17 protein-coding genes, 3 rRNA genes and 1 pseudogene are annotated in these 25834 nt (G+C 64.8%); 18 read left to right on the top strand and 3 right to left on the bottom strand.

Annotated features, from left to right (window positions below):
* Positions 1-1044, top strand: coding sequence for a phenylalanine--tRNA ligase subunit alpha (gene pheS, locus BKA04_RS01780; RefSeq protein WP_104096569.1), 1044 nt, complete (start codon positions 1-3; stop codon positions 1042-1044).
* Positions 1044-3557 carry a phenylalanine--tRNA ligase subunit beta gene (gene pheT, locus BKA04_RS01775; RefSeq protein WP_104094875.1) on the top strand — a complete coding sequence of 838 codons (2514 nt, stop codon included), beginning with the start codon at positions 1044-1046 and terminating at the stop codon, positions 3555-3557. The genes pheS and pheT overlap by 1 nt, the downstream gene beginning before the upstream one ends.
* Before the next feature lie 28 nt (positions 3558-3585).
* Here the strand turns inward: pheT and BKA04_RS01770 are convergent, their stop codons facing one another.
* Positions 3586-4131: a DUF937 domain-containing protein gene (locus BKA04_RS01770; RefSeq protein WP_104094874.1), complete on the bottom strand. Its 546-nt coding sequence runs from the start codon at positions 4129-4131 to the stop codon at positions 3586-3588.
* A 287-nt stretch (positions 4132-4418) separates the two neighbouring features.
* Between BKA04_RS01770 and argC the strand changes: the two genes are divergently transcribed.
* The 9 genes from argC (at position 4419) to BKA04_RS01725 (ending at position 13701) form a co-directional block, all read left to right on the top strand.
* Positions 4419-5465, top strand: a complete 1047-nt coding sequence (gene argC, locus BKA04_RS01765; protein ID WP_104094873.1) for an N-acetyl-gamma-glutamyl-phosphate reductase — start codon at positions 4419-4421, stop codon at positions 5463-5465.
* A complete protein-coding gene (argJ, locus tag BKA04_RS01760) occupies positions 5462-6613 on the top strand; it encodes a bifunctional glutamate N-acetyltransferase/amino-acid acetyltransferase ArgJ (RefSeq protein ID WP_104094872.1) in 1152 nt (383 codons plus the stop codon). Before argC ends, argJ begins: the two co-directional genes overlap by 4 nt.
* Positions 6613-7455, top strand: a complete 843-nt coding sequence (gene argB, locus BKA04_RS01755) for an acetylglutamate kinase (RefSeq protein ID WP_104094871.1) — start codon at positions 6613-6615, stop codon at positions 7453-7455. Before argJ ends, argB begins: the two co-directional genes overlap by 1 nt.
* Positions 7452-8660, top strand: coding sequence for an acetylornithine transaminase (locus BKA04_RS01750; protein ID WP_104094870.1), 1209 nt, complete (start codon positions 7452-7454; stop codon positions 8658-8660). The genes argB and BKA04_RS01750 overlap by 4 nt, the downstream gene beginning before the upstream one ends.
* A complete protein-coding gene (gene argF / locus BKA04_RS01745; protein WP_104094869.1) occupies positions 8657-9580 on the top strand; it encodes an ornithine carbamoyltransferase in 924 nt (307 codons plus the stop codon). The genes BKA04_RS01750 and argF overlap by 4 nt, the downstream gene beginning before the upstream one ends.
* 35 nt (positions 9581-9615) lie before the next feature.
* Complete coding sequence (locus BKA04_RS01740; RefSeq protein WP_104094868.1) at positions 9616-10830, top strand: argininosuccinate synthase; 1215 nt, start codon at positions 9616-9618, stop codon at positions 10828-10830.
* Complete coding sequence (argH, locus tag BKA04_RS01735) at positions 10831-12279, top strand: argininosuccinate lyase (RefSeq protein WP_104094867.1); 1449 nt, start codon at positions 10831-10833, stop codon at positions 12277-12279.
* Positions 12276-12902 carry a DNA-3-methyladenine glycosylase gene (locus BKA04_RS01730; RefSeq protein WP_104094866.1) on the top strand — a complete coding sequence of 209 codons (627 nt, stop codon included), beginning with the start codon at positions 12276-12278 and terminating at the stop codon, positions 12900-12902. The genes argH and BKA04_RS01730 overlap by 4 nt, the downstream gene beginning before the upstream one ends.
* 310 nt (positions 12903-13212) lie before the next feature.
* Entirely contained in the window at positions 13213-13701 is a 489-nt protein-coding gene (locus BKA04_RS01725; protein ID WP_134542209.1) for a hypothetical protein, read from the top strand.
* Positions 13702-13882: 181 nt separating this feature from the next.
* Here the strand turns inward: BKA04_RS01725 and BKA04_RS11905 are convergent, their stop codons facing one another.
* The gene (locus BKA04_RS11905) at positions 13883-14482 is read right to left on the bottom strand and encodes a hypothetical protein (protein WP_232841930.1); all 600 of its coding nucleotides are present in this window, start codon (positions 14480-14482) and stop codon (positions 13883-13885) included.
* Positions 14479-15099, bottom strand: coding sequence for a DNA-binding protein (locus BKA04_RS01715; protein WP_104094865.1), 621 nt, complete (start codon positions 15097-15099; stop codon positions 14479-14481). The genes BKA04_RS11905 and BKA04_RS01715 overlap by 4 nt, the downstream gene beginning before the upstream one ends.
* Before the next feature lie 117 nt (positions 15100-15216).
* Here BKA04_RS01715 and BKA04_RS11900 point away from each other — a divergent pair.
* The 7 genes and pseudogenes from BKA04_RS11900 to BKA04_RS01685 all read left to right on the top strand — a co-directional run.
* Positions 15217-16050: pseudogene (locus tag BKA04_RS11900) on the top strand (DUF817 domain-containing protein); the annotation flags it as partial.
* A gap of 114 nt (positions 16051-16164) precedes the next feature.
* On the top strand, positions 16165-17466 hold the full coding sequence (gene tyrS / locus BKA04_RS11895) for a tyrosine--tRNA ligase (protein ID WP_232842053.1): 1302 nt from the start codon (positions 16165-16167) through the stop codon (positions 17464-17466).
* A gap of 698 nt (positions 17467-18164) precedes the next feature.
* Positions 18165-19688: ribosomal RNA gene (locus BKA04_RS01705) — 16S ribosomal RNA — on the top strand.
* A gap of 483 nt (positions 19689-20171) precedes the next feature.
* A 23S ribosomal RNA gene (locus tag BKA04_RS01700) occupies positions 20172-23297 on the top strand.
* Between the two features lie 123 nt (positions 23298-23420).
* A 5S ribosomal RNA gene (rrf, locus tag BKA04_RS01695) occupies positions 23421-23537 on the top strand.
* The 16S, 23S and 5S rRNA genes sit together here, the layout of an rRNA operon.
* Before the next feature lie 61 nt (positions 23538-23598).
* Positions 23599-24699, top strand: coding sequence for a tetratricopeptide repeat protein (locus tag BKA04_RS11955; protein ID WP_232841929.1), 1101 nt, complete (start codon positions 23599-23601; stop codon positions 24697-24699).
* Positions 24692-25699 (top strand): HAD-IIA family hydrolase, encoded by a 1008-nt coding sequence (locus BKA04_RS01685; RefSeq protein WP_104094864.1) that lies wholly within the window; start codon positions 24692-24694, stop codon positions 25697-25699. The genes BKA04_RS11955 and BKA04_RS01685 overlap by 8 nt, the downstream gene beginning before the upstream one ends.
* Positions 25700-25834 lie beyond the last annotated feature (135 nt).

Here is a 25834-nt window from a genome sequence, read left to right as displayed (position 1 = left end):
GTGTCTGACCCCACGGGAATCACCGAAGCCAGCGTCGCGGAGGCGAAGGATGCTGCGCTCGCGGCGATAGCGGGAGCATCGAGCGTCGGTGACCTGAAAGTCGTTCGAACCCAGCACGCCGGAGAGGGATCGCCTCTGGCGAGACTCAACGCCGAGCTGCGCAACGTGCCTGCCGACCTGAAGGCGGCATCCGGAAAGCTCGTCGGCCAGGCCAGGGCGCAGGTATCTGCAGCGATGCAGGCCAGGGAAGAGGAACTGTTCGCGGTGGAGGAAGCCGCCCAGTTGGCGGCAGAGGCGGTCGATGTCACCGCGGTGCCGCGGCGATGGACGCCTGGTGCGCGCCATCCGCTCAACCTTCTCATGGAGCAGATCGGCGACATCTTCGTCGGTATGGGGTGGGAGATCGCCGAGGGTCCTGAGCTCGAGAACGAGTGGTTCAACTTCGATGCCTTGAACACGGATGCGGACCACCCGGCGCGAAGCGAGCAGGACACCTTCTTCGTCGAGCCGATCGGTTCCCAGCTCGTGCTGCGCAGCCAGACCTCGCCGGTGCAGATCCGCAGCCTCCTGACCCGCGAGCTGCCGGTCTATGTCATCGCGCCGGGCAAGGTCTTCCGCAAGGACGAACTCGACGCGACCCACACGCCGGTCTTCCACCAGGTCGAGGGCATCGCGATCGACAGGGGTCTCACCATGGCGCACCTGAGGGGAACGCTCGAGCACTTCGCCCGCCTCATGTTCGGGGCCGAGGCGAAGATCCGCCTGCGACCCAACTTCTTCCCGTTCACCGAGCCGAGCGCGGAGATGGACGTGTGGCAGCCGAACGCGAAGGGCGGTGCGCGCTGGATCGAGTGGGGCGGATGCGGCATGGTGAATCGCAACGTGCTGCGCGCGGCCGGCATCGACCCGGACGAATACCAGGGGTTCGCGTTCGGAATGGGCATCGAGCGCACGCTCATGTTCCGCAACGAGGAATTGAAGGACATGCGCGACATGGTCGAGGGCGACATCCGGTTCTCCCAGCAGTTCGGAATGGTGGTCTGATGCGGGTCCCGGTCAGCTGGCTTCGCGAGTTCGTCGACGCCCCCGCCTCGATCACTCCCGACGAGCTCCACGCCGCCCTCGTGCGCGTCGGCCTCGAGGAGGAGGGCCTCCACACGTTCGGATTGGAGGGTCCGATCGTCGTCGGTGAGGTGCTCGAATTCGTCGACGAGCCGCAGAGCAACGGCAAGACGATCCGATGGTGCCAGGTTGATGTCTGCCCCGGCGATGCGAGGGGGATCGTCTGCGGCGCCCACAACTTCTTCGTCGGCGACAAGGTCGTGGTGACCCTCCCGGGGGCTGTGCTGCCCGGCCCGTTCCCGATCGCCGCCCGCAAGACCTACGGGCACGTGTCGGATGGGATGATCGCCTCCGCGCGCGAGCTCGGCCTCGGAGACGAGCACGACGGCATCCTGCGACTGGCCGAACTGGGCCTGGACCCCGAAGTGGGAGCGGATGCGATCGCCCTCCTGGGGCTCGACGACTGGGCCGTCGAGGTCAATGTCACCCCCGATCGCGGCTACGCACTCTCGATCCGCGGCATCGCGCGCGAATACTCGCATGCGACGGGTGCGGAGTTCCGCGATCCGGCCGACGCGTCCCGCTGGTCGAGTGGTGCGTCGCAGGGCGACACGCGTATCGAGACCGCAAATGCGATCTCCGTCATCCTCGACGACCGCGCCCCCATCCGAGGACACGAGGGATGCAGCCAGTTCGTCACACGCATCGTCCGCGACGTCGATCCTTCCCGCCACACCCCGGCCTGGATGATCTCCCGCCTGGGGCTCGCCGGCATCCGCTCGATCTCGCTGCTCGTCGACATCTCCAACTACGTCATGGTGGAGCTCGGCCAGCCACTGCACTCCTATGACCTCGACACGATTCGCGGCTCGATCACGGTGCGCAGGGCGGCTCCGGGGGAGAAGCTCACGACCCTCGACGGACAGGAGCGCGCACTCGACCCCGAAGATCTCCTCATCACGGATGAGGAGGGGCCGATCGGCCTCGCCGGTGTCATGGGCGGTGAGCGCACCGAGAGCACCTCGTCGACCAGGAATGTGCTCATTGAGGCCGCGAACTTCGATCCCATCACCATTGCGCGGTCCGCACGCCGCCATCGCCTGCCGAGTGAGGCATCCCGCCGTTTCGAGCGCGGAGTCGACCCTGCCGTGGCGGTCGCAGCAGCCTCGCGTGCCGTCGACCTCCTGGTCGAACTCGCGGGAGGCACAGCGGATGCCGCGATCGGTCGGGTGGGGACCGTCGAGGATCGTTCCCCGATCGTCCTTCCCGCGGACTATGTGAACGCCATCGTCGGCGCCGACTTCACGCGGCAGGAGGCGGTGGACGCGCTGACGGCGATCGGCGCCGTCGTCACCGAGGCGGCGGACGGCGACCTCGTGAAGCCGCCGACCTGGCGTCCCGACCTGAGGGATCGGGCCGATCTCGCCGAAGAGGTCGCCCGTATCGTGGGTTACGACCGCATTCCGGCCGTGCTTCCGACCGCTCCTCCCGGGCGCGGCCTCACTCGCGAGCAGAGTCTGCGACGGTCGGTGTCCACCATGCTCGCCTCCACCGGGGCGACGGAGGTCATGGCGTATCCGTTCGTCTCCGAGGAGCAGCTGGGGCTGTTCGGGGAGCGGGTCCCCGCCGTCGAGCTCTCGAACCCGATGGATGGGGCGGCACCGTATCTTCGCACCTCGCTTCTGCCAGGTCTCGTCACCGTGGCCCAGCGCAACCTGTCCAGGGGGCTGACCGACCTCGCGATCTTCGAGCTGGGCGTGGTGTACCTGCCGGGAGCCGCGATCGTCAGTCGCGACGCTGCGCTGCCGTCCGGCACGCAGCGGCCATCGGATGCGGTCCTGGAGGACCTCGAGGCCTCCATCCCTGCGCAACCGCTTCGCGTGGCAGCACTCTTCACCGGTGACGTCATCCGCAAGCAGCCCGGTCTCGCAGCCTCCGGCGCCTCGCTCGCGGACGCGCTCACCGCCGCGGAACAGGTCGCGACTGCGGTGGGCGCGAGTCTCGACGTGCGAGCCGCAACCTCTCATGGGCTCCACCCCGGACGGACGGCCGGGCTCTACCTCGGCGACGAGGAGGTCGGTATCGCCGGCGAACTCGTACCTGCACTCGCGCATGAGCTGGATCTCCCTCGACGGGCTGCCGTCATGGAGATCGACCTCAGCCGTCTCATGGAACATGCGCCGCGCGATGTCTCATCGCATCCGATCGCGACGCTGCCTGCCGCGACGCAGGATGTCTCCCTCGTTGTCGACGCGTCCATCCCGGCGGCGGACGTGCTCGGCGCGGTGACGGAGGGCGCCGGTGCGCTGCTCGAACACGCAGAACTCGTGGACGACTACCGAGGGCCCGGTGTGGACAGCGGGATGAAGTCACTCACCTTCGCCCTGCGATTCCGCGCGCCGGACCGCACGCTGACGGCGGCGGAAGCAACCGAGGCCAAGCTGGCCGGTGTCGCCTCCGCCGCCGCGAAGTGGGGTGCGTTCCTGCGCGAGTGATGCGCGGTCAGCGCGTGGTTCCTGCTGTCTAGCTCTTGCCGCCGAGGAGGCCGCCGAGGAGACCGCCGAGCAGGTCCCCGCCGCCGGAGCCGCCGCCGAGAAGCCCGCCGAGCAGGTCGCCGATGCCTCCGCCGCTCCCGGAGGGGGCGCTCTTCGTCGTCGTCGACTTCTTGTTGCCGCCGAAGAACTGGTTCGCGATCCAGGCGAGGACGATGGGTGCGACGATCGGAAGGATCTTCTCGATGATGTCCTTGCCGACGCCGTTGGAACTGGACACCGCCTTGACGACGTCGTTCTTCTTCTCGCCGAACACGTGGCTGACGATCTTGTCGCCGTCAGCGGTGTCGATGTTCTTCACCGACTTGCGGCTGTCGAGGGTGCCCTGGTGGGCGGCAAGCGCCTTGGTGAGGGACTCGGCGCCATCGCTGTCCTGGGCGTTCGATGCCATCCCGCCGACGAGCGACGGCAGGATCTGCGAGATGGCGGATTCGGCCACGGAAGGATCGACTCCGACCTGCTTGGCGATGTCGGCGATGGGGATCTGCCCCAGAAGGTCGTCGAATGGTGAAGACATGGGTCCTGCTTTCCTCTGGGCGCACCCGACCTGGGCGCTGGTTTGAATCAACCTTAACTCACGGTCTGTAACCGGGAGACGCGGAATTTCGCCTGAGGCGCGGGACACGCTAGGGTTGCCGCGTGGACATTTCCCGCGACGCACTCCCCGGTACCGCACGCCGGGTGAGCCTCCGCGGGCGCCGCGCGCGCCGACTTTCGGCGACGCCGCAGCGCTGACACGTCCCAGCTGCCTCGCCGCGTCGCCGCCTCGGTCCCTGTCCGTCGTTCGCACCAGAGGTTGAAGACATGTCCCATACCGTAGCCGTAGCCGGCGCCAGCGGGTATGCCGGAGGAGAACTGCTCCGGCTCCTCGCTGGCCATCCCGAGTTCGAGGTGCGCACCGTCACCGCGCACGAGAACGCGGGGATGCCCGTCACCGCCGTGCATCCGCACCTCCACTCGTATTCCGGACTCGAGTTCGCCCCGACGAGTGCCGAAACCCTCGCCGGCCACGACGTCGTGTTCCTGGCCCTGCCGCACGGCCGCTCCGGCGCCATCGCGGACTCTCTGGCCGGCATCCCGCTCATCGTCGATTGCGGCGCCGATCATCGACTGACGGATGCGGACCAGTGGGCCGCCTTCTACGGCGGGGAGTTCCATCCCCCGTGGGCATACGGTCTCCCAGAGCTGCCGCTCGCGGCGGGCGGAACGCAGCGTTCTGCGCTGTCCGGCGCACGCCGCATCGCGGTGCCCGGATGCAATGTGACGGCGATCACGCTCGGGCTCGCCCCCGGCATCCGGGATCGCATCGTCATGGCGGATGACATCGTCGCCGTGCTCGCGGTGGGCACCTCCGGCGCGGGCAGGTCGCTCAGGACGGAACTGTTGGCCAGCGAGATCCACGGTTCGGCGGGCCCGTACGCGGTCGGCGGAGTGCACCGGCACGTCCCGGAGATCCGCCAGAACCTCGGTGCCGCCGGGGCCCGCAACGTCACCGTGTCCTTCACGCCCGTGCTCGTTCCGATGTCACGCGGGATTCTCGCGACCTCCACGGCTCGGCTCGCTCCCGGCATCAGGGCCGATGAGGTGCGGGAGTCCTGGGAGGCCGCCTACGGACACGAGACGTTCGTGAGGCTTCTGCCGGAGGGCAGCTTCCCGAAGACCGCCGACGTGCTCGGATCGAACCTGGCCGCCATCGGAATCGCGGTCGACGAGGCGGCGGGCAGGGTCGTCGCCGTGACGGCCATCGACAACCTCGTGAAAGGGACGGCGGGGGCGGCGATCCAGTCGGCGAATCTCGCCGTCGGACTTCCCGAGACCGCTGGCCTTCCCGTGAACGGGGTGGCGCCATGAGTGTCACGGCCGCGGCCGGATTCGAGGCAGCCGGGGTTTCGGCCGGACTCAAGAGCTCCGGCGGCCTGGACGTCGCACTCGTCGTGAACCGCGGTCCGCTGGCGTCGGCTGCGGCGGTGTTCACGAGCAATCGCTCGAAGGCGAACCCCATCCTGTGGTCCCAGCAGGTCATGGCCGACCCGGTCGTGAGTGCGATCCTGCTCAACTCCGGCGGCGCGAACTGCTTCACGGGGCACGAGGGCTTCCAGACCGTGCACGCGAGTGCAGAGGCCGTCGCGGACGCTCTCCGGGTCTCCGCCGGGGACGTGCTCGTGTGTTCAACGGGCCTCATCGGCGAACAGCTCGATCGCGTCAGAATGATGGCGGGGATCGACCAGGCGGCGGCGGCGCTGGATGCGCACGGCGGTACGGCCGCGGCGCGCGCGATCATGACGACGGACACCGTGCCCAAACTGGGGGTGCACGCGGCCGACGGGTGGGTCGTCGGTGGAATGGCGAAGGGGGCGGGGATGCTCGCCCCCGCGCTCGCCACGATGCTCGTCGTCCTGACGACCGACGCAGTCCTCGACTCCAGCCAACTCGACGCGGCGCTGCGCGAGGCTGTTCGGACGACGTTCGATCGACTCGACTCCGACGGCTGCATGTCGACCAACGACCAGGTGACGCTTCTCGCCTCCGGCGCATCCGGCATTCGCCCGGATCTCGACGCCTTCACCGCAGCACTCACCGACGTCTGCGCAGAGCTCGCGCGGCAGCTCATGGCGGACGCGGAGGGCGCAGACCACGAGATCACGATCACGGTGGCCGGTGCGGCGAGCGAGAGCGACGCCGAAGAGGTGGGCAGGGCGATCGCGCGCAGCAACCTGTTCAAGGCCGCCGTGTTCGGAAACGATCCGAACTGGGGCCGGGTGCTCGCTGCGATCGGCACGACCTCCGCCGAGTTCGACCCGTACAACGTCGATGTGCGCATGAACGGGGTGCGGGTCTGCCATGAAGGCGGGCCGGATGCCCCTCGCGAGCGGGTCGACCTGGCCCCCAGGGCGCTTCTCGTGGAACTCGACCTGTTCGTCGGAGCTCACTCCGCGACGATCCTCACGAACGACCTCACGCACGCGTACGTCCACGAGAACAGTGCATACGCGAGCTGATGACGATGACATCCTGGCTCGAGAGTCACCGCGGTGAGACCGTGATCATCAAGTTCGGCGGCAACGCCATGATCGACGACGAACTCGCGCGCGCATTCTGCGACGACGTCGTTGCGCTCGGGCGCGCCGGCATTCGCGCGGTCATCACGCACGGCGGCGGGCCGCAGATCTCCTCCGAGCTCATCGCACGGGGAATTCGCAGCGAGTTCCGGGGCGGGCTGCGGGTGACCACATCCGAGGCCGTCCACGTCGTCCGTGATGTCCTCGTGCGCATCGGAGCGGACCTCGCAGCCGGGCTCGGTGCTGCCGGGGCGACGGCCTCCGCGCTCGCCGGCGACGAGCACGCCCTGTTCACCGCGGAGCGGGCCGGCACGGAGGTCGCCGGTGAGCGCGTCGACCTCGGACAGGTGGGGGAGATCACCGCGGTCGAACCCTCCGCTGTGCTCAAGGTGCTGGATGCCGGCGGCATCCCGGTCGTCTCCGCGATCGCGCTGGGCGCGGGCAGTGAGCTCCTGAACGTCAATGCGGATGCGGCGGCCGCGAGCCTCGCGGTCGCGCTGGACGCGGACTGGCTCATCCTGCTCACGGACATCGCCGGCCTCTACCGGGACTGGCCGAATCGGGACTCGCTCGTGGGCGAGATCGATGCCGCCCAACTCGCGACACTGCTGCCGACCCTCGAGTCCGGCATGATCCCGAAGGTGGCGGCGGCACTGCACGCCGTCCAGGGTGGGGTCGGCCGCGCGGTCATCGTTGACGGCCGCGTGCCGCACGTGCTCCTTGCCGAGCCGTTCGGCGCGTCCGGTACGACCATCACCCCCGCCGAAAGGGTTGTCTCATGACCGACGCCGCCACCACTGAATCCACCGTGCCCTGGCTCGACCACTACCGCTCGACCATGATGGGTACCGTCACCGATCCGATGGCGCTGCTCGTGCGCGGAGAGGGTTGCTACGTCTGGGACGGAGATGGGAGACGCTTCCTCGACTTCCTGGCCGGAATCGCCGTCAACGCTCTGGGCCACGCCCATCCGGTTCTCGTCGATGCCGTGAGCCGCCAGATCGCGACCCTTGCACACGTGTCGAACTACTTCGCGACGCCCCAGCAGGTCGAGCTCGCCGATCGGCTGCGCCGTCTGTCCGGAGCGGGGGAGGATGGCCGCGTCTTCTTCTGCAATTCCGGCACCGAGGCGATCGAGGCGGCGTTCAAGCTCGCCAGGCGGAACGGCCGAGACGGCGCTCGGCCGCGCATCCTGAGCCTCCAGCACTCCTTCCACGGGCGCACGATGGGCGCCCTCTCGCTCACCGGCCAACCGCCCCTCCAGGAGCCGTTCGTGCCTCTCGTCCCCGGCGTCGAGCACATCGATTCGACGATCGAGGCGCTCGAGGCCGCGATCGGCCCGGATGTTGCAGCACTCTTCCTCGAACCGATCAAGGGTGAGGCGGGTGTCGTCGAGCTGCCGGAGGGCTACCTGACCGCGGCGCGCGAACTGACCACGAAGCACGGCGTGCTGCTGATCCTCGACGAGATCCAGACGGGCATCGGGCGTACCGGGACCTGGTTCGCGTTCCAGCAGTTCGGGATCGTTCCCGACGCGATCGCACTCGCAAAGGGCGTCGCCGGCGGTGTGCCGATCGGTGCGCTCGTGACCTTCGGTGCGGCATCCGGACTTCTGCAGGCCGGCCATCACGGCAGCACGTTCGGCGGGAACCCGCTGGCCGCGGCGGCGGGGAACGCGGTTCTCGGGGAGATCGAGTCGGCCGGACTCGTCGAGAACGCCGCCCGCCGCGGGGAGCAGTTGCGGTCGGTCATCGCCGGAATCGGGCATCCGCTCATCGCCGAGGTTCGCGGCCGCGGACTCCTGATCGGGATCGGGCTCGCCCAACCGATCGCCAAGGCGCTCGCGGCGGCCGCGTTCGCGCGCGGTCTCATCATCAACGCACCGAACCCCACCAGCATCCGGATCGCACCACCGCTCATCATCGGGGACGGCGAGCTCGTCGAGTTCTCGCGGATCTTCATCGAATCGCTGGAGGACGTCTCATGACCCGCCATCTTCTGAGGGACGACGACCTCACACCGTCCGAGCAGTCGGAGATCCTCGCGCTCGCGACGGAACTCAAGCGCGACAGGTTCGCCGTCACGCCGCTCGCCGGGCCGCAGACCGTGGCGGTGATCTTCGACAAGTCGTCGACACGCACGCGGGTCTCGTTCGCGGTCGGCATCGCCGATCTCGGAGGGGTCCCTCTCATCATCAGCACGGCGAACAGCCAGCTCGGCGGCAAGGAGACCGCTGCCGACACCGCGCGGGTCCTCGAGCGGCAGGTCGCGGCGATCGTGTGGCGCACGTACGGCCAAGCCGGCCTCGAGGAGATGGCCGCCGGCACGACCGTGCCCGTCATCAATGCGCTGAGCGACGACTTCCACCCCTGCCAGCTGCTCGCCGACCTGCTCACGATCCGAGAGCATCGCGGCGCACTCGCCGGACTCACGGTCACCTTCCTCGGAGACGGAGCGAGCAACATGGCCCAGTCCTACCTGCTCGCCGGGGCGACCGCGGGCATGCACGTACGCGTCGCATCGCCCGCCGACTATGCGCCCTCGGATGCCGTGGTCGCCGACGCGGACGCGCGCGCAGCGGAGACGGGCGGCTCGATCACCCTCTACACCGACCCGCTCGAGGCGGTCGCCGGCGCGGACGTCGTCGTCACCGACACCTGGGTCTCGATGGGCAGGGAGGAGCAGAAGGCGGCGCGCATCACCGCGCTCAGCCCGTACCAGGTCAACGCCGGGCTCCTCGCGCTCGCGAAGCCCGACGCGCTCTTCCTGCACTGCCTCCCGGCCGACCGAGGCTTCGAGGTCACCGCCGAGGTGCTCGACGGCCCGCAGAGCGTCATCTGGGACGAGGCAGAGAACCGGCTGCACGCTCAGAAGGCGTTGCTCGTCTGGTTGCTCCAACACGCCTGAATACACTGAAACCGAACCACAAGGAGATCCACCACATGTCAGAACGCGTAGTCCTCGCATATTCGGGCGGCCTCGACACCTCCGTCGGCATCGGCTGGCTGAAGGATGCCACCGGCAAGGAGGTCGTGGCCCTCGCCGTCGACGTCGGCCAGGGCGGAGAGGACATGGAGGACATCCGCCAGCGTGCCCTCGCCTGTGGCGCCGTCGATGCAGTCGTCGTGGACGCGAAGGAGGAATTCGCGAACGACTACCTGATGCCTGCGCTCAAGGCCAACGCGAGCTACCAGAAGCAGTACCCGCTCGTGTCGGGGCTCTCCCGTCCGCTCATCGCGAAGTACCTCGCGGTCACGGCCCACGAGCTCGGCGCGGACAGCGTCGCCCACGGCTGCACGGGCAAGGGCAACGACCAGGTGCGGTTCGAGGCGGCCATCGCGGCGCTCGCGCCCGAGCTCACGAGCATCGCCCCAGTGCGTGACCTCGCCCTCACGCGCGACAAGGCGATCGTGTACGCGCAGGAGCACAACCTGCCGATCGAGCAGTCCAAGAAGAACCCGTACTCGATCGACAAGAACGTGTGGGGCCGCACTCTGGAGACCGGCTTCCTCGAGGACCCGTGGAACCCGCCGATCGAGGACCTCTACGAGTACACGCAGAACCCGGCGGACGTGCAGCCGGCCGATGAGATCATCATCACGTTCGAGCGGGGCGTGCCCGTCGCGATCGACGGCAAGGCGCAGTCGCCGCTCGAGATCGTCCAGAACCTCAACGCCCTCGCCGGAAAGCACGGCATCGGACGGATCGACATCATCGAGGACCGCCTCGTCGGCATCAAGAGCCGCGAGATCTACGAGACGCCGGCCGCCACGACGCTCATCGTCGCGCACGAGGCGCTCGAGAACCTCACCCTCGAGCGCGACCTGAACCGCTACAAGCGCAAGGTCGAGGCCGACTGGGCGAACCTGGTCTATGACGGCCTGTGGTTCTCGGCGCTCAAGCGCTCGCTCGACGTCTTCATCGACGACACGCAGCGGCACGTGAGCGGCGACATCCGGCTCACCCTGCAGGGCGGTCGCGCGGTCGTGACCGGCCAGCGCAGTACGGAGAGCCTCTACGACTTCGACCTGGCGACCTACGACACCGGGGACACCTTCGACCAGTCGCTCTCCAAGGGCTTCATCGAGCTGTGGTCGCTTCCGAGCCGGATCTCGGCGCGCAGGGATGCTCAGCAGAAGCACGTGGCGGGCAAGTAGATGGCGACGTCGGGTGGAACGGACGAAGGCTCGCCACGGTCGGGAGGCACGACCGTGCCAGGGGCGCTGTGGGGTGCCCGTTTCGCGGGCGGTCCCTCGCCTGAGCTCGCCCGTCTGAGCCGTTCGACCCACTTCGACTGGCAGCTCGCGCCGTACGACATCGCGGGTTCCCGGGCGCACGCGAAGGCGCTCGCCGCAGCCGGATACCTCGATGACGGCGAGCTCGAGCAGATGCTGGCCGCCCTCGACTCGCTCCTCGCCGGGGTGCAGGACGGCTCGGTCGCTCCGCAGGAGTCCGATGAGGATGTCCACGGCGCGCTCGAACGAGAACTGCTCGCGATCGCGGGGTCGGAGCTCGGCGGCAGGCTGCGCGCCGGCCGCAGCCGCAACGACCAGATCGCGACGCTCATCCGGCTCTACCTGCTCGACCATGCGAGCGTGATCGGCCGGCTCGTGGTGGACCTCGTCGACGCGATCGCAGCGCAGGCCGCGGCGCATCCGGATGCTCCGATGCCCGGCCGCACCCATCTGCAGCACGCGCAGCCGATCCTGCTCGCCCACCATCTGCTCGCGCACGCCTGGCCGCTCGTGCGCGACCTGGAGCGGCTGCGCGACTGGCGGGTGCGGGCAGCCGTCTCGCCGTACGGAGCGGGGGCGCTCGCGGGAAGCTCGCTCGGGCTCGACCCGGCGCTCGTCGCCGCAGAGCTCGGCCTCGCCGGCCCGGCTGAGAACTCGATCGATGCGACGGCCGCGCGCGATGTGGTCGCCGAGTTCGCGTTCGTGGCCGCACAGCTGGGCATCGACCTGTCCCGTTTCGCGGAGGACATCATCCTGTGGAACACGCGCGAGTTCGGTTTCGTCACGCTCGCCGACGCATTCTCGACGGGGTCGTCGATCATGCCGCAGAAGAAGAATCCGGATATCGCGGAGCTCGCCCGCGGCAAGGCGGGCCGCCTCATCGGCAACCTGACCGGCTTGCTCGCGACCCTCAAGGGCCTTCCGCTCGCCTACAACCGCGACCTGCAGGAGGACAAGGAGCCGGTGTTCGACTCGGTCGAGACCCTGGAGGTGCTGCTGCCGGCGTTCACCGGCATGGTCTCGAGCCTGCGGTTCGACACCGAGCGGATGGCCGAGCTGGCTCCGCAGGGCTTCTCGCTGGCCACGGATGTCGCCGACTGGCTCGTGCGGCAGGGTGTGCCGTTCCGTGAGGCGCACGAGGTGAGCGGCTCGCTCGTGCGGTTCTGCGAGCAGAACGGCCTCGCGCTGGATGAGGCGAGCGACGGGCAACTGCGAGAGGTCTCGCCGCTCTTGACCGCCGACGTGCGCAGTATTCTCACGGTCGAGGGCTCGATCGCAAGCCGCAATGGCGTCGGAGGGACCGCAACCGTCCGGGTGGCCGAGCAGCTCGCAGCCCTCACGGCACGGGTCGCCGCGCTGTCCACACCATGACCCTGGACCGCTCCCTCCTCCTCGCCCCGAGCTACGAGGTCGCCCCATTCCTGCTCGGCTCGATCCTCACGGTCGACTCCCCAGAGGGCTCGGTGAGCCTGCGCATCACCGAGGTCGAGGCCTATCACGGCTCCGAGGATCCCGGCTCGCATGCCTTCCGCGGCCGGACGAACCGCAACGCGGTCATGTTCGGCGAACCGGGCCACCTCTACACCTACTTCACCTATGGCATGCACACCTGCGCGAACGTCGTCTGCGGGCCCGACGGGCAGGCATCCGGGCTCCTCCTCCGTGCAGGAGAGGTCATCGACGGGATCGACCTGGCCCGCTCCCGGCGCGTGACGTCTCGCAAGGATTTCGATCTCGCACGCGGTCCGGCCCGCCTCACCGTCGCTGCAGGCATCACGCTCGCCGATGGTGGAGCGGATCTCGCTGCCAGTCGTATCCGGCTCGAGCTGGGGTCGGGTGTCGCCAACTTCGCGACCGGCCCGCGCACCGGTGTCTCCGGCGCGGGCGGCACCACTGAGTTCCCGTGGCGTTTCTGGATCCCGGGCGACCGCACGGTCTCGCCGTACAAGGCGCACGCCCCGAAGCGGCGGCTGGAGAGCAGCGGAGGCAATTGACTTCGAGGTCGCCGAAACTTCAATGAAACATCCAAAGATCTTGACAGCATGTCACTTCTGATCGAAGACGGCGTTATATCGACTACCCGAGAGTCTTCACACCAGTATTCGTGAAAGAACGGAGAGGGTTGGGAGATGGTCGAGTTCGTTCCTTATCAGCGGCGGTGTTCATGCCCGCTTTTGCGACTATCTCTGACCGTGCGAGCATGCGCATGCCAGTAGTAGTCGGTTGCCTAGATGATTCCGGGTTCGCCGCGACCTCGGGGTAGTCAGTTACGACAAGCTGTAAGAGTGATTGGAGGCAGGGCTCGTGAAGAAGCGAACTCTCGTAACCGCACTTAGTGTGTCGGCACTCGGAGCATTGATCGCGGCGCCAATGGTGTTGGCACAGACGCAGGCGAATGCAAACTCTCTGCCTATCCCTGACACCGCAACTCAACACGCGTACGAGTTGGAATTGGCAAGCTTTCTCCGTGAGCACCCCGGGCCAGTTCAAGACTTTCCCAAGGATGGTTCCGCCGAATCATTGAATGCTTTCTACGCCGCCCAGGTGGTCTGGTGGAATTCCGTTCCCTGGGAAGCGGTGGCGGGCCAGTGGGGCTGTTCATTCCAGGCATTTCAGGCCACGTCCAATCCACCAGATGAGGTTGGCGTGATCTCAGCAGGGTTCGGAACGATCATCAATTGCGGAAACGCGCTGAGCCCCGCTGCCACAGCGATGGCTTCGACCCCGCAGACGAGGTCAGCCGCGATTGTGGCCGACCCAAGCTTGGCCGAACAGCATTCCGATGGAAGGTGATCGAGAAAACCTCCAAGGGTTTCGGGGTCGGCCACCTGCACGTCATCGCGAAACCACTGTGCAGGACATCCGCGGTGGGACACTGGTCGATCGAATCGGGACAACCATTCGGTGCGGATGTCCTGCACAACGTGAATCAGGGCGGCAACCTCGGGTCGGATGAGGTGGCGTTGGTCGCGCGCTACCAGTCGATGACCGCGGGCGCCACACAGGCGGCGGCCCACACGATGCTCACAAGCGTGCCGATGATGAAGCGCTCGCGGGCTGCCGCGTTCTCGAGCTCGGAGAATCGTCCGAGGCCCTTGACGGCGACGACGATCGCGACGGCGGCGTACTGTCCGGCGAGGGCGGCACCGATGATGGCGAGTCGCTCGAGATAGCCGATCGTCATCCCGCCGCGCAGGATCTCGCGATCCTGAGGTCTGGCACCGCTTCTGGTGCCGGCCTCGCTCACGAGGATGCCGCCGTGGTCGCCGAGCGGAACGGCGCCGCTTCCCGCGAGCTCGAGAACGACGAGCACAAGCGGGCTGCCGCCCACCACGCCGATCGCCAGCAGCAGCACGACTGCCGCGATCCGGAACCCAAGACTCGGAACACTCGCCCACCCACCTGCGACCGCGAACACGATGGCGATGGCGACGAGTACGACGACCGGGATGATGAGCCAGTGATTGCCGGGTTTCGACGGCGTCGGCCGGCGGCTGGCGACGAGAGCGAGGAGCACCGCGGCGACCAGGAGCAGAATGAGTCCGCTCCACAGGATGATCTCAAGAATGTTCACGGGTGACCTCCCGACGCCGTGGACTCCAGAGTATCCAGTCGCTGGAGAATTCTCTCCAGGGGCTTCCGTGCCAAGCGGTCGGCGCGCAGTTCTGCCGCACGGGCGCGCAGGCTCACGGCCTGCGGTGTGATGCCCAGGGCGGATGCCGCGTCGGCCTGGCTCATGCCCGTCGCCAGCAGGTCGTCGAGTTCCCAGCCCTCTGGGCTTCTCCGGGATCGCAGGATGAGGAGGAGATCCACCAGTGCCTCCGCGTCGCGGGTCGGCACGTCGTTCGCTCCGCCGTCCAGGGCGAATCGCGTGGGGCGCTTCTTGGCTCGATCGACGGCGGTCCTCGCCGCGACGAAGGCGGGCCCGGATGCCTCGCGGATGGTATTCGGGAGCGGCAAGTGTACGGTGCCGACACCGCATCCCACGCTCCAGTGATCGCTGCGGGTGAGCCGAAGGATGACATCGAGAGCCTCGGCGTGATCGGTGAGGAGCAGCTGGAACTCATCGCCCACCGTGCGCTCTGCCGCCAGGATCGGTGCGGGGATGGTCTCCGCGAGGTCACGGAGCGCGCCGACCACGAGGTCGGAGCCCGACCTGCTGTCGACCTGGTCAGCGGTGATGACGAACATGGCACTCCTCAAGGACTTCCGCTTGATCCGGAGTAATCAAGCATACAGGCATGATTACCGAGAATCAAGTAATGTAGCCTGATCAAAGAGTTCAGCGGAGTGAAATAGGGTGGGCGCGTGACCGACGAGCAGCGCCCGGAGCACACCGGGGCGACACCGCTCGAACGATTCATCGAGGATCGCGCCCGCCGCATCCTCGACCACGCGGCCACGGGTCGCCCGCGCCGATCACGCATCACAGGGTGGCTCGTCGAACTCGCCGTCTTCACGCTCAAACAGGGCTGGGCCTGCGTCTTCGGTGCAGCCATGCTCATGGTGCTCTTCGCGACAGCCCTCTGGTATCCGGATGGCGCAGCCCTCGAGCGCAACGACTTCATCACGCTCGCGGCCGTCGCCATCCAGGCCCTCATGGTCGTCTTCCGCCTGGAGACGCTGCGCGAGCTGCGGGTCATCATCCTGTTCCACATCGTCGGCACCGGGATGGAACTCTTCAAGACGAGCGTCGGGTCGTGGATCTATGAGGGCGACGGCGTACTGCACCTCCTGAACGTGCCGCTCTACAGCGGGTTCATGTACGCCTCCGTCGGCTCCTATCTCGTGCGCGTCTACCGCCTCTTCGACCTGCGCTTCGAGCGCTACCCGAGACGGTGGATCACCGCGATCCTCGCCGTGCTCATCTACGTCAACTTCTTCAGCCACCACTACATCTGGGACGCGCGCTGGGTACTGGTGCTCGGCGTCCTCGTCATCTTCGGTCCGTGCATGATGCACTTCCGCATCTTTCGCGCCAGGCTCCGGATGCCGCTCGTCGTCGCCTTCACGCTCGTCGCCCTGTTCATCTGGGTCGCCGAGAACATCGCCACCTGGTCGCGGGCCTGGAGCTACCCGAACCAGGAAGACGGCTGGGAGCTCGTCTCGATCGCGAAGCTCGGCTCGTGGCTGCTGCTCATGATCATCTCCGTCGTGCTCGTCGCGTGGGTGTACCCGCCGCGGGGGTTGGATGCCGCAGCGCCGGGCGCGGTGCGAGGCGCGGAAGGGCGGGCCGGCCACTGGTATCCTGACCCGGTGCCAGCATCCGAATCCGTGAACACCCAACGCAATGACGACTCGTTCGACGGAATCTGGGCTGAGCTGCAGTGGCGTGGACTCGTGCAGATCTCCACGGATCCGGTTGAGCTCGAGAAGCTCCTCGACGGCCCCCCGATCACCTACTACTGCGGATTCGACCCCACGGCGCCGAGCCTGCACCTCGGTAACCTCGTGCAGCTCTTGCTCATGCGCCGCCTGCAGCTCGCCGGCCACAAGCCCCTCGGTCTCGTGGGGGGGTCGACGGGGCTCATCGGCGACCCGAGGCCCACCGCCGAGCGCACCCTCAACACCAAGGACACCGTCGCGGAGTGGGTCGGCTACCTCCAGGAGCAGGTCGCGAAGTTCCTGAGCTTCGAGGGCGAGAACGCCGCACGACTCGTCAACAATCTCGACTGGACGGCACCGATGTCGGCGATCGACTTCCTGCGGGACATCGGCAAGCACTACCGCGTCGGCACGATGCTTAAGAAGGATGCCGTGAGCAGCCGGTTGAACTCGAGCGAGGGCATCAGCTACGCCGAGTTCAGCTACCAGATCCTCCAGGGCCTCGACTACCTCGAGCTGTACCGCAGCTACGACTGCGTGCTGCAGACCGGTGGGAGCGACCAGTGGGGCAACCTGACGAGCGGCACGGAGCTCGTGAGGAAGGCCGAGGGCGCAACGGTGCACGCCATCGGTACCCCGCTCATCACGAACACCGACGGGACGAAGTTCGGCAAGAGCGAGGGCAACGCGATCTGGCTCGATGCGTCGATGTGCAGCTCCTACGCCTTCTACCAGTTCTGGTTGAACACCGACGATGCCGACGTGATCGAGCGGCTCAAGGTGTTCACGTTCCTGTCCCGGGCGCAGATCGACGAGCTCGCGGATGCCGTGGCCGCAGAACCGTTCAAGCGCGAGGCCCAGAGGCGGCTGGCCCTCGAGGTCAGCACGCTCGTCCACGGGAAGGCGGCGACCGACGCGGCCATCGCGGCGTCCGCCGCGCTGTTCGGACAGGGCGAGCTCACGGGGCTCGACGCGGCGACCCTCGAGGCCGCACTGCGTGAACTTCCGAACACCACGACCGGCCCGGATGCGCTGGTCACCCAGCTCCTGGTGGACACCGGACTCACCGCGAGCCTGGGGGAGTCCCGGCGCGCGATCGGCCAGGGCGGCGTGTACCTCAACAACATGCCTGTCGAGTCCTCGGATGCCGTGCTCGAGCCCGCAGATCTGCACCACGGCATGGCCGTGCTGCGCCGCGGAAAGAAGTCCCTCGCCGGCGTCTTCGTGGAGTAAGTACACGGCGCCCCGCCCTCGACACGCCTGCGCGCTGGAGCTCAAAGCGAAGGCCATTTCTGGCCTTCGCCGCGACGCCAGCGCCGAGTGCCGTCCCGGCACTCGGAACCGGGCGTGTCGTGCGGGCGCGCGAGCGCCCCGCCCTCGACACGCCCGGGATGCACCCAAACTTGCACCGCATCCGCCGACCGCATAGAGTTTCTCCTTGTCACCCCAAAGGTTTCCGGCAGCCGAAGTGCTCCTGAGCCTCAAGCGGAACGACTTCCTCGCCGACAGGCTCACTGCACTTGCTGCAGGGTGTGCGTCGGACTACGATGGAAGACCCACCTCTGGAACACTCCAGTTACGTACGGCTCGAGTCGCATCGCGACTTGGGTTCCACGGCGCGCGGAGCAGGTCAAGTGGTGGTAGGTTAGAGCAGTTGCCCTGAAAACGGCCGGAAGGTCACGCTTCAGGCGCGCCCGATCCTTGAGAACTCAACAGCGTGCACAATGTCAAATGCCAAAAACCTCGTCAACTGACCTCGGTCAGCTGAAGAGATTCCTTTGGAAAAAATTAAGACAACAAACAAATGTCAGCAATGATGTTTGTTCTTGTCAGTATCAAACTTGCAGCGGGTTCGCCCTTGGGCGGCCGGCTGCACTAGATGTGCCGAGGGGGCTGTGTTCATTCACGGCGACCTCTCGTGCAATCAAACATTTACGGAGAGTTTGATCCTGGCTCAGGACGAACGCTGGCGGCGTGCTTAATACATGCAAGTCGAACGATGAAAGCTGGAGCTTGCTCCGGCTGGATTAGTGGCGAACGGGTGAGTAACACGTGAGTAACCTGCCCTTCACTCTGGAATAACCGCCGGAAACGGTGGCTAATACCGGATACGACCCTCGGAGGCATCTCCTGGGGGTGGAAAGATTTATCGGTGAGGGATGGACTCGCGGCCTATCAGGTAGTTGGTGAGGTAAAGGCTCACCAAGCCGACGACGGGTAGCCGGCCTGAGAGGGTGACCGGCCACACTGGGACTGAGACACGGCCCAGACTCCTACGGGAGGCAGCAGTAGGGAATATTGCACAATGGGCGCAAGCCTGATGCAGCAACGCCGCGTGAGGGACGACGGCCTTCGGGTTGTAAACCTCTTTTAGTAGGGAAGAAGCGAAAGTGACGGTACCTGCAGAAAAAGCACCGGCTAACTACGTGCCAGCAGCCGCGGTAATACGTAGGGTGCAAGCGTTGTCCGGAATTATTGGGCGTAAAGAGCTCGTAGGCGGTTTGTCGCGTCTGCTGTGAAAACCCGAGGCTCAACCTCGGGCCTGCAGTGGGTACGGGCAGACTAGAGTGCGGTAGGGGAGATTGGAATTCCTGGTGTAGCGGTGGAATGCGCAGATATCAGGAGGAACACCGATGGCGAAGGCAGATCTCTGGGCCGTAACTGACGCTGAGGAGCGAAAGCATGGGGAGCGAACAGGATTAGATACCCTGGTAGTCCATGCCGTAAACGTTGGGAACTAGATGTAGGGTCCATTCCACGGATTCTGTGTCGCAGCTAACGCATTAAGTTCCCCGCCTGGGGAGTACGGCCGCAAGGCTAAAACTCAAAGGAATTGACGGGGGCCCGCACAAGCGGCGGAGCATGCGGATTAATTCGATGCAACGCGAAGAACCTTACCAAGGCTTGACATATACCGGAAACGGCTGGAAACAGTCGCCCCGCAAGGTCGGTATACAGGTGGTGCATGGTTGTCGTCAGCTCGTGTCGTGAGATGTTGGGTTAAGTCCCGCAACGAGCGCAACCCTCGTTCTTTGTTGCCAGCACGTCATGGTGGGAACTCAAAGGAGACTGCCGGGGTCAACTCGGAGGAAGGTGGGGATGACGTCAAATCATCATGCCCCTTATGTCTTGGGCTTCACGCATGCTACAATGGCCGGTACAAAGGGCTGCAATACCGTAAGGTGGAGCGAATCCCAAAAAGCCGGTCTCAGTTCGGATTGAGGTCTGCAACTCGACCTCATGAAGTCGGAGTCGCTAGTAATCGCAGATCAGCAACGCTGCGGTGAATACGTTCCCGGGCCTTGTACACACCGCCCGTCAAGTCATGAAAGTCGGTAACACCCGAAGCCAGTGGCCCAACCGCAAGGAGGGAGCTGTCGAAGGTGGGATTGGTAATTAGGACTAAGTCGTAACAAGGTAGCCGTACCGGAAGGTGCGGCTGGATCACCTCCTTTCTAAGGAGCATCTGGCGTTATCCGGTTTTCGAACCGGTGAGCGTCCAGGCGCCGGATCTGAAGCACACGTCTTCAGCCGGTTAGCTCATGGGTGGAACATTGACATTGTGACCAGGACGAACGCCGTCCTCTCAGTACGCTCTTCGGAGCTGGAACGGGGGCCGGCCGGAATCCTGGTCTTTGCACGCTGTTGGGTCCTGAGGGACCGGGCCGCACCGGACTTCCGGTGTGAAACGAATCCTCTGGACCCTGTTGTGACTGACGATTGTCAGGCACAGAGGGTACCGCCCGTATTTTGAGAACTACACAGTGGACGCGAGCATCTTAGATAGAGAGATCTTCGGATCTCGATATCACAGAAAAACAAGACTTGGTCGTCACAAGCATCCGTTCGCGGATGCCTCGACGGCCAGATCATTGGTCAATCTCCGGCCCGCTCTGCTTAGGCACAGTGGTCCGGCGATCGATTCTAAACTCATGTGAAATCAAGTTTCTAAGTGCAAACGGTGGATGCCTTGGCATCTGGAGCCGAAGAAGGACGTATAAATCTGCGATAAGCCTCGGGGAGCTGATAATAGAGCTTTGATCCGAGGATCTCCGAATGGGGAAACCCCGCCAGGGGCAGCAATGTTACCTGGTGACTCCCGCCTGAATATATAGGGCGGGTAGAGGGAACGTGGGGAAGTGAAACATCTCAGTACCCACAGGAAGAGAAAGCAACCGCGATTCCGTTAGTAGTGGCGAGCGAAACCGGAACAGGCCAAACCGATCATGTGTGATAGCCGGCAGGCGTTGCATGGTCGGGGTAGCGGGACTTTTCAGCAGTTACTGCCGTACTGCAAGAGTCAGAAAGTTGTATAGACGAATGGTCTTGAAAGGCCAGCCACAGAGGGTGCCAGCCCCGTAGTCGAAATGCAGCAATCACTCGAGAAGTATCCCAAGTAGCACGGGGCCCGAGAAATCCCGTGTGAATCTGCCAGGACCACCTGGTAAGCCTAAATACTCCCAGATGACCGATAGCGGACAAGTACCGTGAGGGAAAGGTGAAAAGTACCCCGGGAGGGGAGTGAAATAGTACCTGAAACCGTTTGCATACAAACCGTTGGAGCCTCCATAGCAGGGGTGACAGCGTGCCTTTTGAAGAATGAGCCTGCGAGTTAGTGATATGTGGCGAGGTTAACCCGAGTGGGGTAGCCGTAGCGAAAGCGAGTCTGAATAGGGCGATTCAGTCGCATGTCCTAGACCCGAAGCGAAGTGATCTATCCATGGCCAGGTTGAAGCGCGTGTAAGAGCGCGTGGAGGACCGAACCCACTTCAGTTGAAAATGGAGGGGATGAGCTGTGGATAGGGGTGAAAGGCCAATCAAACTTCGTGATAGCTGGTTCTCTCCGAAATGCATTTAGGTGCAGCGTTGCGTGTTTCTTGCCGGAGGTAGAGCTACTGGATGGCCGATGGGCCCCAAAAGGTTACTGACGTCAGCCAAACTCCGAATGCCGGTAAGTGAGAGCGCAGCAGTGAGACGGTGGGGGATAAGCTTCATCGTCGAGAGGGAAACAACCCAGACTACCAACTAAGGTCCCAAAGCGTGTGCTAAGTGGAAAAGGATGTGGAGTTGCAGAGACAACCAGGAGGTTGGCTTAGAAGCAGCCACCCTTGAAAGAGTGCGTAATAGCTCACTGGTCAAGTGATTCCGCGCCGACAATGTAACGGGGCTCAAGCACACCACCGAAGTTGTAGATTTCGTGTAATAGCCAGGCATCCCCTTGAGGGATGTCCAGGCGCACGGAGTGGTAGGAGAGCGTCGTGTGGCGAGTGAAGCGGCGGTGTAAACCAGCCGTGGACGCCACACGAGTGAGAATGCAGGCATGAGTAGCGAAAGACGGGTGAGAAACCCGTCCTCCGAAAGACCAAGGGTTCCAGGGCCAGGCTAATCCGCCCTGGGTAAGTCGGGACCTAAGGCGAGGCCGACAGGCGTAGTCGATGGACAACGGGTTGATATTCCCGTACTGACGAAGAACCGCCCAAACTAATCCAGTAATGCTAAGAGTCCGAATACCGGTGACCGATCCCTTCGGGGAGGAGCTCCGGGGCTAGCACTCGACCCTACGCTGGTGCGGTTAGCGTATTAACAGGTGTGACGCAGGAAGGTAGCTGAGCCGGGCGATGGTTGACCCGGTCTAAGAATGTAGGCCGAGAGATAGGCAAATCCGTCTCTCATCAAGGCTGAGACTCGATGGGACGCCGCAAGGCGGATTCAGTGATCCTATGCTGCCGAGAAAAGCATCGACGCGAGGTTCAAGTCACCCGTACCCTAAACCGACTCAGGTGGTCAGGTAGAGAATACCAAGGAGATCGAGAGAATCGTGGTTAAGGAACTCGGCAAAATGCCCCCGTAACTTCGGGAGAAGGGGGGCCTGAAGGGTGAAGGGATTTACTCCTGGAGCTCCAGAAGGCCGCAGAGACCAGTGGGAAGCGACTGTTTACTAAAAACACAGGTCCGTGCGAAGTCGCAAGACGATGTATACGGACTGACGCCTGCCCGGTGCTGGAAGGTTAAGAGGAACGGTTAGCTCTTCGGAGCGAAGCTGAGAATTTAAGCCCCAGTAAACGGCGGTGGTAACTATAACCATCCTAAGGTAGCGAAATTCCTTGTCGGGTAAGTTCCGACCTGCACGAATGGCGTAACGACTTCCCAGCTGTCTCAACCGCGAACTCGGCGAAATTGCACTACGAGTAAAGATGCTCGTTACGCGCAGAAGGACGGAAAGACCCCGTGACCTTTACTACAGCTTGGTATTGGTGTTCGGTGTGGCTTGTGTAGGATAGGTGGGAGACTGTGAAGCGGGCACGCTAGTGTCTGTGGAGTCATTGTTGAAATACCACTCTGGTCATATTGGATATCTAACTTCGATCCGTAATCCGGATCAGGGACAGTGCCTGGTGGGTAGTTTAACTGGGGCGGTTGCCTCCTAAAAAGTAACGGAGGCGCCCAAAGGTTCCCTCAATCTGGTTGGCAATCAGATGTCGAGTGTAAGTGCACAAGGGAGCTTGACTGTGAGACTGACAAGTCGAGCAGGGACGAAAGTCGGGACTAGTGATCCGGCAGTGGCTTGTGGAAGCGCTGTCGCTCAACGGATAAAAGGTACCTCGGGGATAACAGGCTGATCTTGCCCAAGAGTCCATATCGACGGCATGGTTTGGCACCTCGATGTCGGCTCGTCGCATCCTGGGGCTGGAGTAGGTCCCAAGGGTTGGGCTGTTCGCCCATTAAAGCGGTACGCGAGCTGGGTTTAGAACGTCGTGAGACAGTTCGGTCCCTATCCTCTGCGCGCGCAGGAAATTTGAGAAGATCTATCCCTAGTACGAGAGGACCGGGATGGACGAACCTCTGGTGTGTCAGTTGTTCCGCCAGGAGCACCGCTGATTAGCTACGTTCGGAGAGGATAACCGCTGAAAGCATCTAAGCGGGAAGCCAGCTTCAAGATGAGATTTCCATCCCTTAGGGGGAGAGGCTCCCGGCTAGACTACCGGGTTGATAGGCAGGATGTGGAAGCGAGGACTAAAGACTCGTGCAGCTGACCTGTACTAATAAGCCGATAACTTGATAACACTCCACTCCTTTGAGAGTGAATGAGTATTTGCACGCGTCCACTTTGTGGTTCCCGATTTACGGTCGGGGACTGCGTCCAGAACCAAAGTTCTGGCCACAATCGATACATAAATCAATAGTGTTTCGGCGGCCATAGCGAGAGGGAAACGCCCGGTCACATTCCGAACCCGGAAGCTAAGACTCTCTGCGCCGATGGTACTGCAAGGGGGACCTTGTGGGAGAGTAGGACACCGCCGGACTTCTTTGTGAAATGGCCACCCGCTGAGGGTGGCCATTTTGCGTTAACAGGAAAGAGTTCACATGCCCGACACTCCAGACCGTCCGCGTCGCCCCGGCGGACCGCCGAAGGGCAAGCGACCAGGATCCGCCCGTCCGGCGAAGGGTGCTCCGGATCGTGCGGGCGCGTCATCCGGTGGTCGACCGCAGCGCGCGGGGGACAAGCCGGCCTGGAAGAATCGTGACGGCCAGAAGCCTGGTGGCCAGCATCGGGACGGCCAGAAGCCCGGCTCTCAGAATCGTGACGGCCAGAGGCCTGGCGGACATCAGCGACCCGACCGCACGCGCGATGGCGAGCGGCGGCTGTGGACTCGCGACGGCAAGCCGGCGCGCGGGGACGCATCCGCGCGAGAGCGTGAGACGCCAGAGGACCGTGACCCCTACGGTACGAAGTCCGTTCGCCCACGCCATGATGCCCCGGAGATTCCCGACGATGTCGTCCCGAACCAGCTTGACCGTGTCGCGCGGGCCCAACTGAAGACCCTGAGCAAGGAGAACGCCGATGAGGTGGCGCGCCATCTCGTCATGGCCGCCCGTCTCATCGACGACGATCCACAGCTCGCCCACGCCCACGCGGTCTCCGCCGGTCGAAGGGCAGGCAGGATCGCCGTCGTGCGCGAGACCCTGGCGATCACCGCGTACGCGACCGGCGACTTCGCCCTTGCCCTCCGCGAGCTCCGCACCTATCGGCGGATCTCCGGACGCGACGACCAGTTGCCGATGATGGTGGACTGCGAGCGGGGACTCGGCCGGCCGGCAAAGGCCCTCGCGCTCGGCCGTTCGGTTCCGCGTGCCAGTCTCCCGGTCGAGGTGCAGGTCGAACTGGCGATCGCGATGTCCGGCGCGAGGCTCGACCTCGGGCAGACGGATGCTGCGCTCGTCGAACTGCAGATCCCGCAGCTGAACCCGGACACCGCTTTCTCCTGGAGCCCGGCACTCTTCGATGCCTACGCCACGGTGCTCGAGGACCTCGGTCGCGCCGAGGAGGCGGAAGCCTGGTTCGAGCGGTCCGACGTCGCAACCGCGGCGCTGTCCTCGGGCGACGACGATGACGACGAAATCGAGGTTGAGGTCTTTGAAGAGGACGTTGAAGAGGTTCCGGAGGAGAGCGGCGAGGATGACTGAATCCACCCCGCTCGGCGGTGTCGACCTGGTCCTGGCCGACCTCGATGGTGTCGTTTACCGCGGCGCCCAGGCCATTCCCCACGCGGTGGAGAGTATCAATTCCGCGGCGAACTCACGCCGGATCGGCTACATCACGAACAACGCGTCCAGGACACCGGAATCCGTCGCCGAACAACTCACTGGGCTCGGCCTTCACGTTGTCGCCGACGATGTCGTGACGTCTCCCCAGGCTGCGGTTCGACTGCTGGCGGAGATCGTTCCAGCCGGCTCGCTCGTTCTGGCCGTGGGTGGCGAAGGGCTTCGAGTCGAGCTTGCGAACGCGGGATTCGCCGTCACCGACTCTGCCGAGGATCGCCCTGCAGCGGTCATCCAGGGTTTCGCCCAGGACATCGGATGGGCACAGCTCGCCGAGGCCGCCTACGCTCTCCAGGGCGAGGGCGCGGACGTCCCCTGGGTCGCGACGAACACCGACTGGACTCTCCCGACGGCCCGTGGCACCGCACCGGGCAACGGCACCCTCGTGTCTGCCATCCACCTCGCGGTGGGAAGGCTCCCGGTCGTGGCGGGAAAGCCGGAGGTTGCCATCTTCGAGGAAGCCCTGCAACGGTTCGGCGGAACGAAACCGCTGTTCATCGGGGACCGTCTCGATACGGACATCCTGGGCGCGAATCGCGCCGGCATCGACTCGGTGCTCGTCCTCACCGGCGTCGACAAGGCTAAGCAGGTGCTCGCGGCCGACCAGTACTCCAGGCCCACCTACATCCTCGAAGACCTGCGCGGCCTGCACGAACCGTACCCGGATATCCGCGACGAAACGGCTGCCGACGGCTCGCGCGTTGTGACGGTCGGTTCTGCCGTTGTGCGCATGGCGGGGCACGTCGTATCTGTCGTCGAGGACGGCGACAACCGCGTGGATCTCCTGCGCGCGGGCACCGCCGCGATCTGGGGGAGCGGGCTCGCGATCTACGGCCTCGACGTGGCCCCAGCCCTCTACGAATAAAACCCAAAGAGTGATGTCGAAATGTATCGGCGGGGCGCCCGGATGCCCTAGTGTGTGAAGCATTCTTCACTTCACCTGATTTCATCTCATTTGCTCGGGAGCCACATTGTCGCGTCATCTTTCCCTCCGCCCGCT

The sequence above is a fragment of the Terrimesophilobacter mesophilus genome, from assembly GCF_014200375.1.
Lineage (GTDB): Bacteria > Actinomycetota > Actinomycetes > Actinomycetales > Microbacteriaceae > Terrimesophilobacter > Terrimesophilobacter mesophilus.
The sequence above is the reverse complement of the archived record's forward strand: the minus strand, read 5'-3'. Positions and strand labels throughout refer to the sequence as shown.

What these genes read in the sequence shown, in the direction of transcription:
- pheT (WP_104094875.1), top strand. Translation starts at nt 1,044, where the DNA reads ATGCGGGTCCCGGTCAGCTGGCTTCGCGAGTTCGTCGACGCCCCCGCC.
- BKA04_RS01770 (WP_104094874.1), bottom strand. Translation starts at nt 4,131, where the DNA reads ATGTCTTCACCATTCGACGACCTTCTGGGGCAGATCCCCATCGCCGAC.
- argC (WP_104094873.1), top strand. Translation starts at nt 4,419, where the DNA reads ATGTCCCATACCGTAGCCGTAGCCGGCGCCAGCGGGTATGCCGGAGGA.
- argJ (WP_104094872.1), top strand. Translation starts at nt 5,462, where the DNA reads ATGAGTGTCACGGCCGCGGCCGGATTCGAGGCAGCCGGGGTTTCGGCC.
- argB (WP_104094871.1), top strand. Translation starts at nt 6,613, where the DNA reads ATGACGATGACATCCTGGCTCGAGAGTCACCGCGGTGAGACCGTGATC.
- BKA04_RS01750 (WP_104094870.1), top strand. Translation starts at nt 7,452, where the DNA reads ATGACCGACGCCGCCACCACTGAATCCACCGTGCCCTGGCTCGACCAC.
- argF (WP_104094869.1), top strand. Translation starts at nt 8,657, where the DNA reads ATGACCCGCCATCTTCTGAGGGACGACGACCTCACACCGTCCGAGCAG.
- BKA04_RS01740 (WP_104094868.1), top strand. Translation starts at nt 9,616, where the DNA reads ATGTCAGAACGCGTAGTCCTCGCATATTCGGGCGGCCTCGACACCTCC.
- argH (WP_104094867.1), top strand. Translation starts at nt 10,831, where the DNA reads ATGGCGACGTCGGGTGGAACGGACGAAGGCTCGCCACGGTCGGGAGGC.
- BKA04_RS01730 (WP_104094866.1), top strand. Translation starts at nt 12,276, where the DNA reads ATGACCCTGGACCGCTCCCTCCTCCTCGCCCCGAGCTACGAGGTCGCC.
- BKA04_RS01715 (WP_104094865.1), bottom strand. Translation starts at nt 15,099, where the DNA reads ATGTTCGTCATCACCGCTGACCAGGTCGACAGCAGGTCGGGCTCCGAC.
- BKA04_RS11955 (WP_232841929.1), top strand. Translation starts at nt 23,599, where the DNA reads ATGCCCGACACTCCAGACCGTCCGCGTCGCCCCGGCGGACCGCCGAAG.
- BKA04_RS01685 (WP_104094864.1), top strand. Translation starts at nt 24,692, where the DNA reads ATGACTGAATCCACCCCGCTCGGCGGTGTCGACCTGGTCCTGGCCGAC.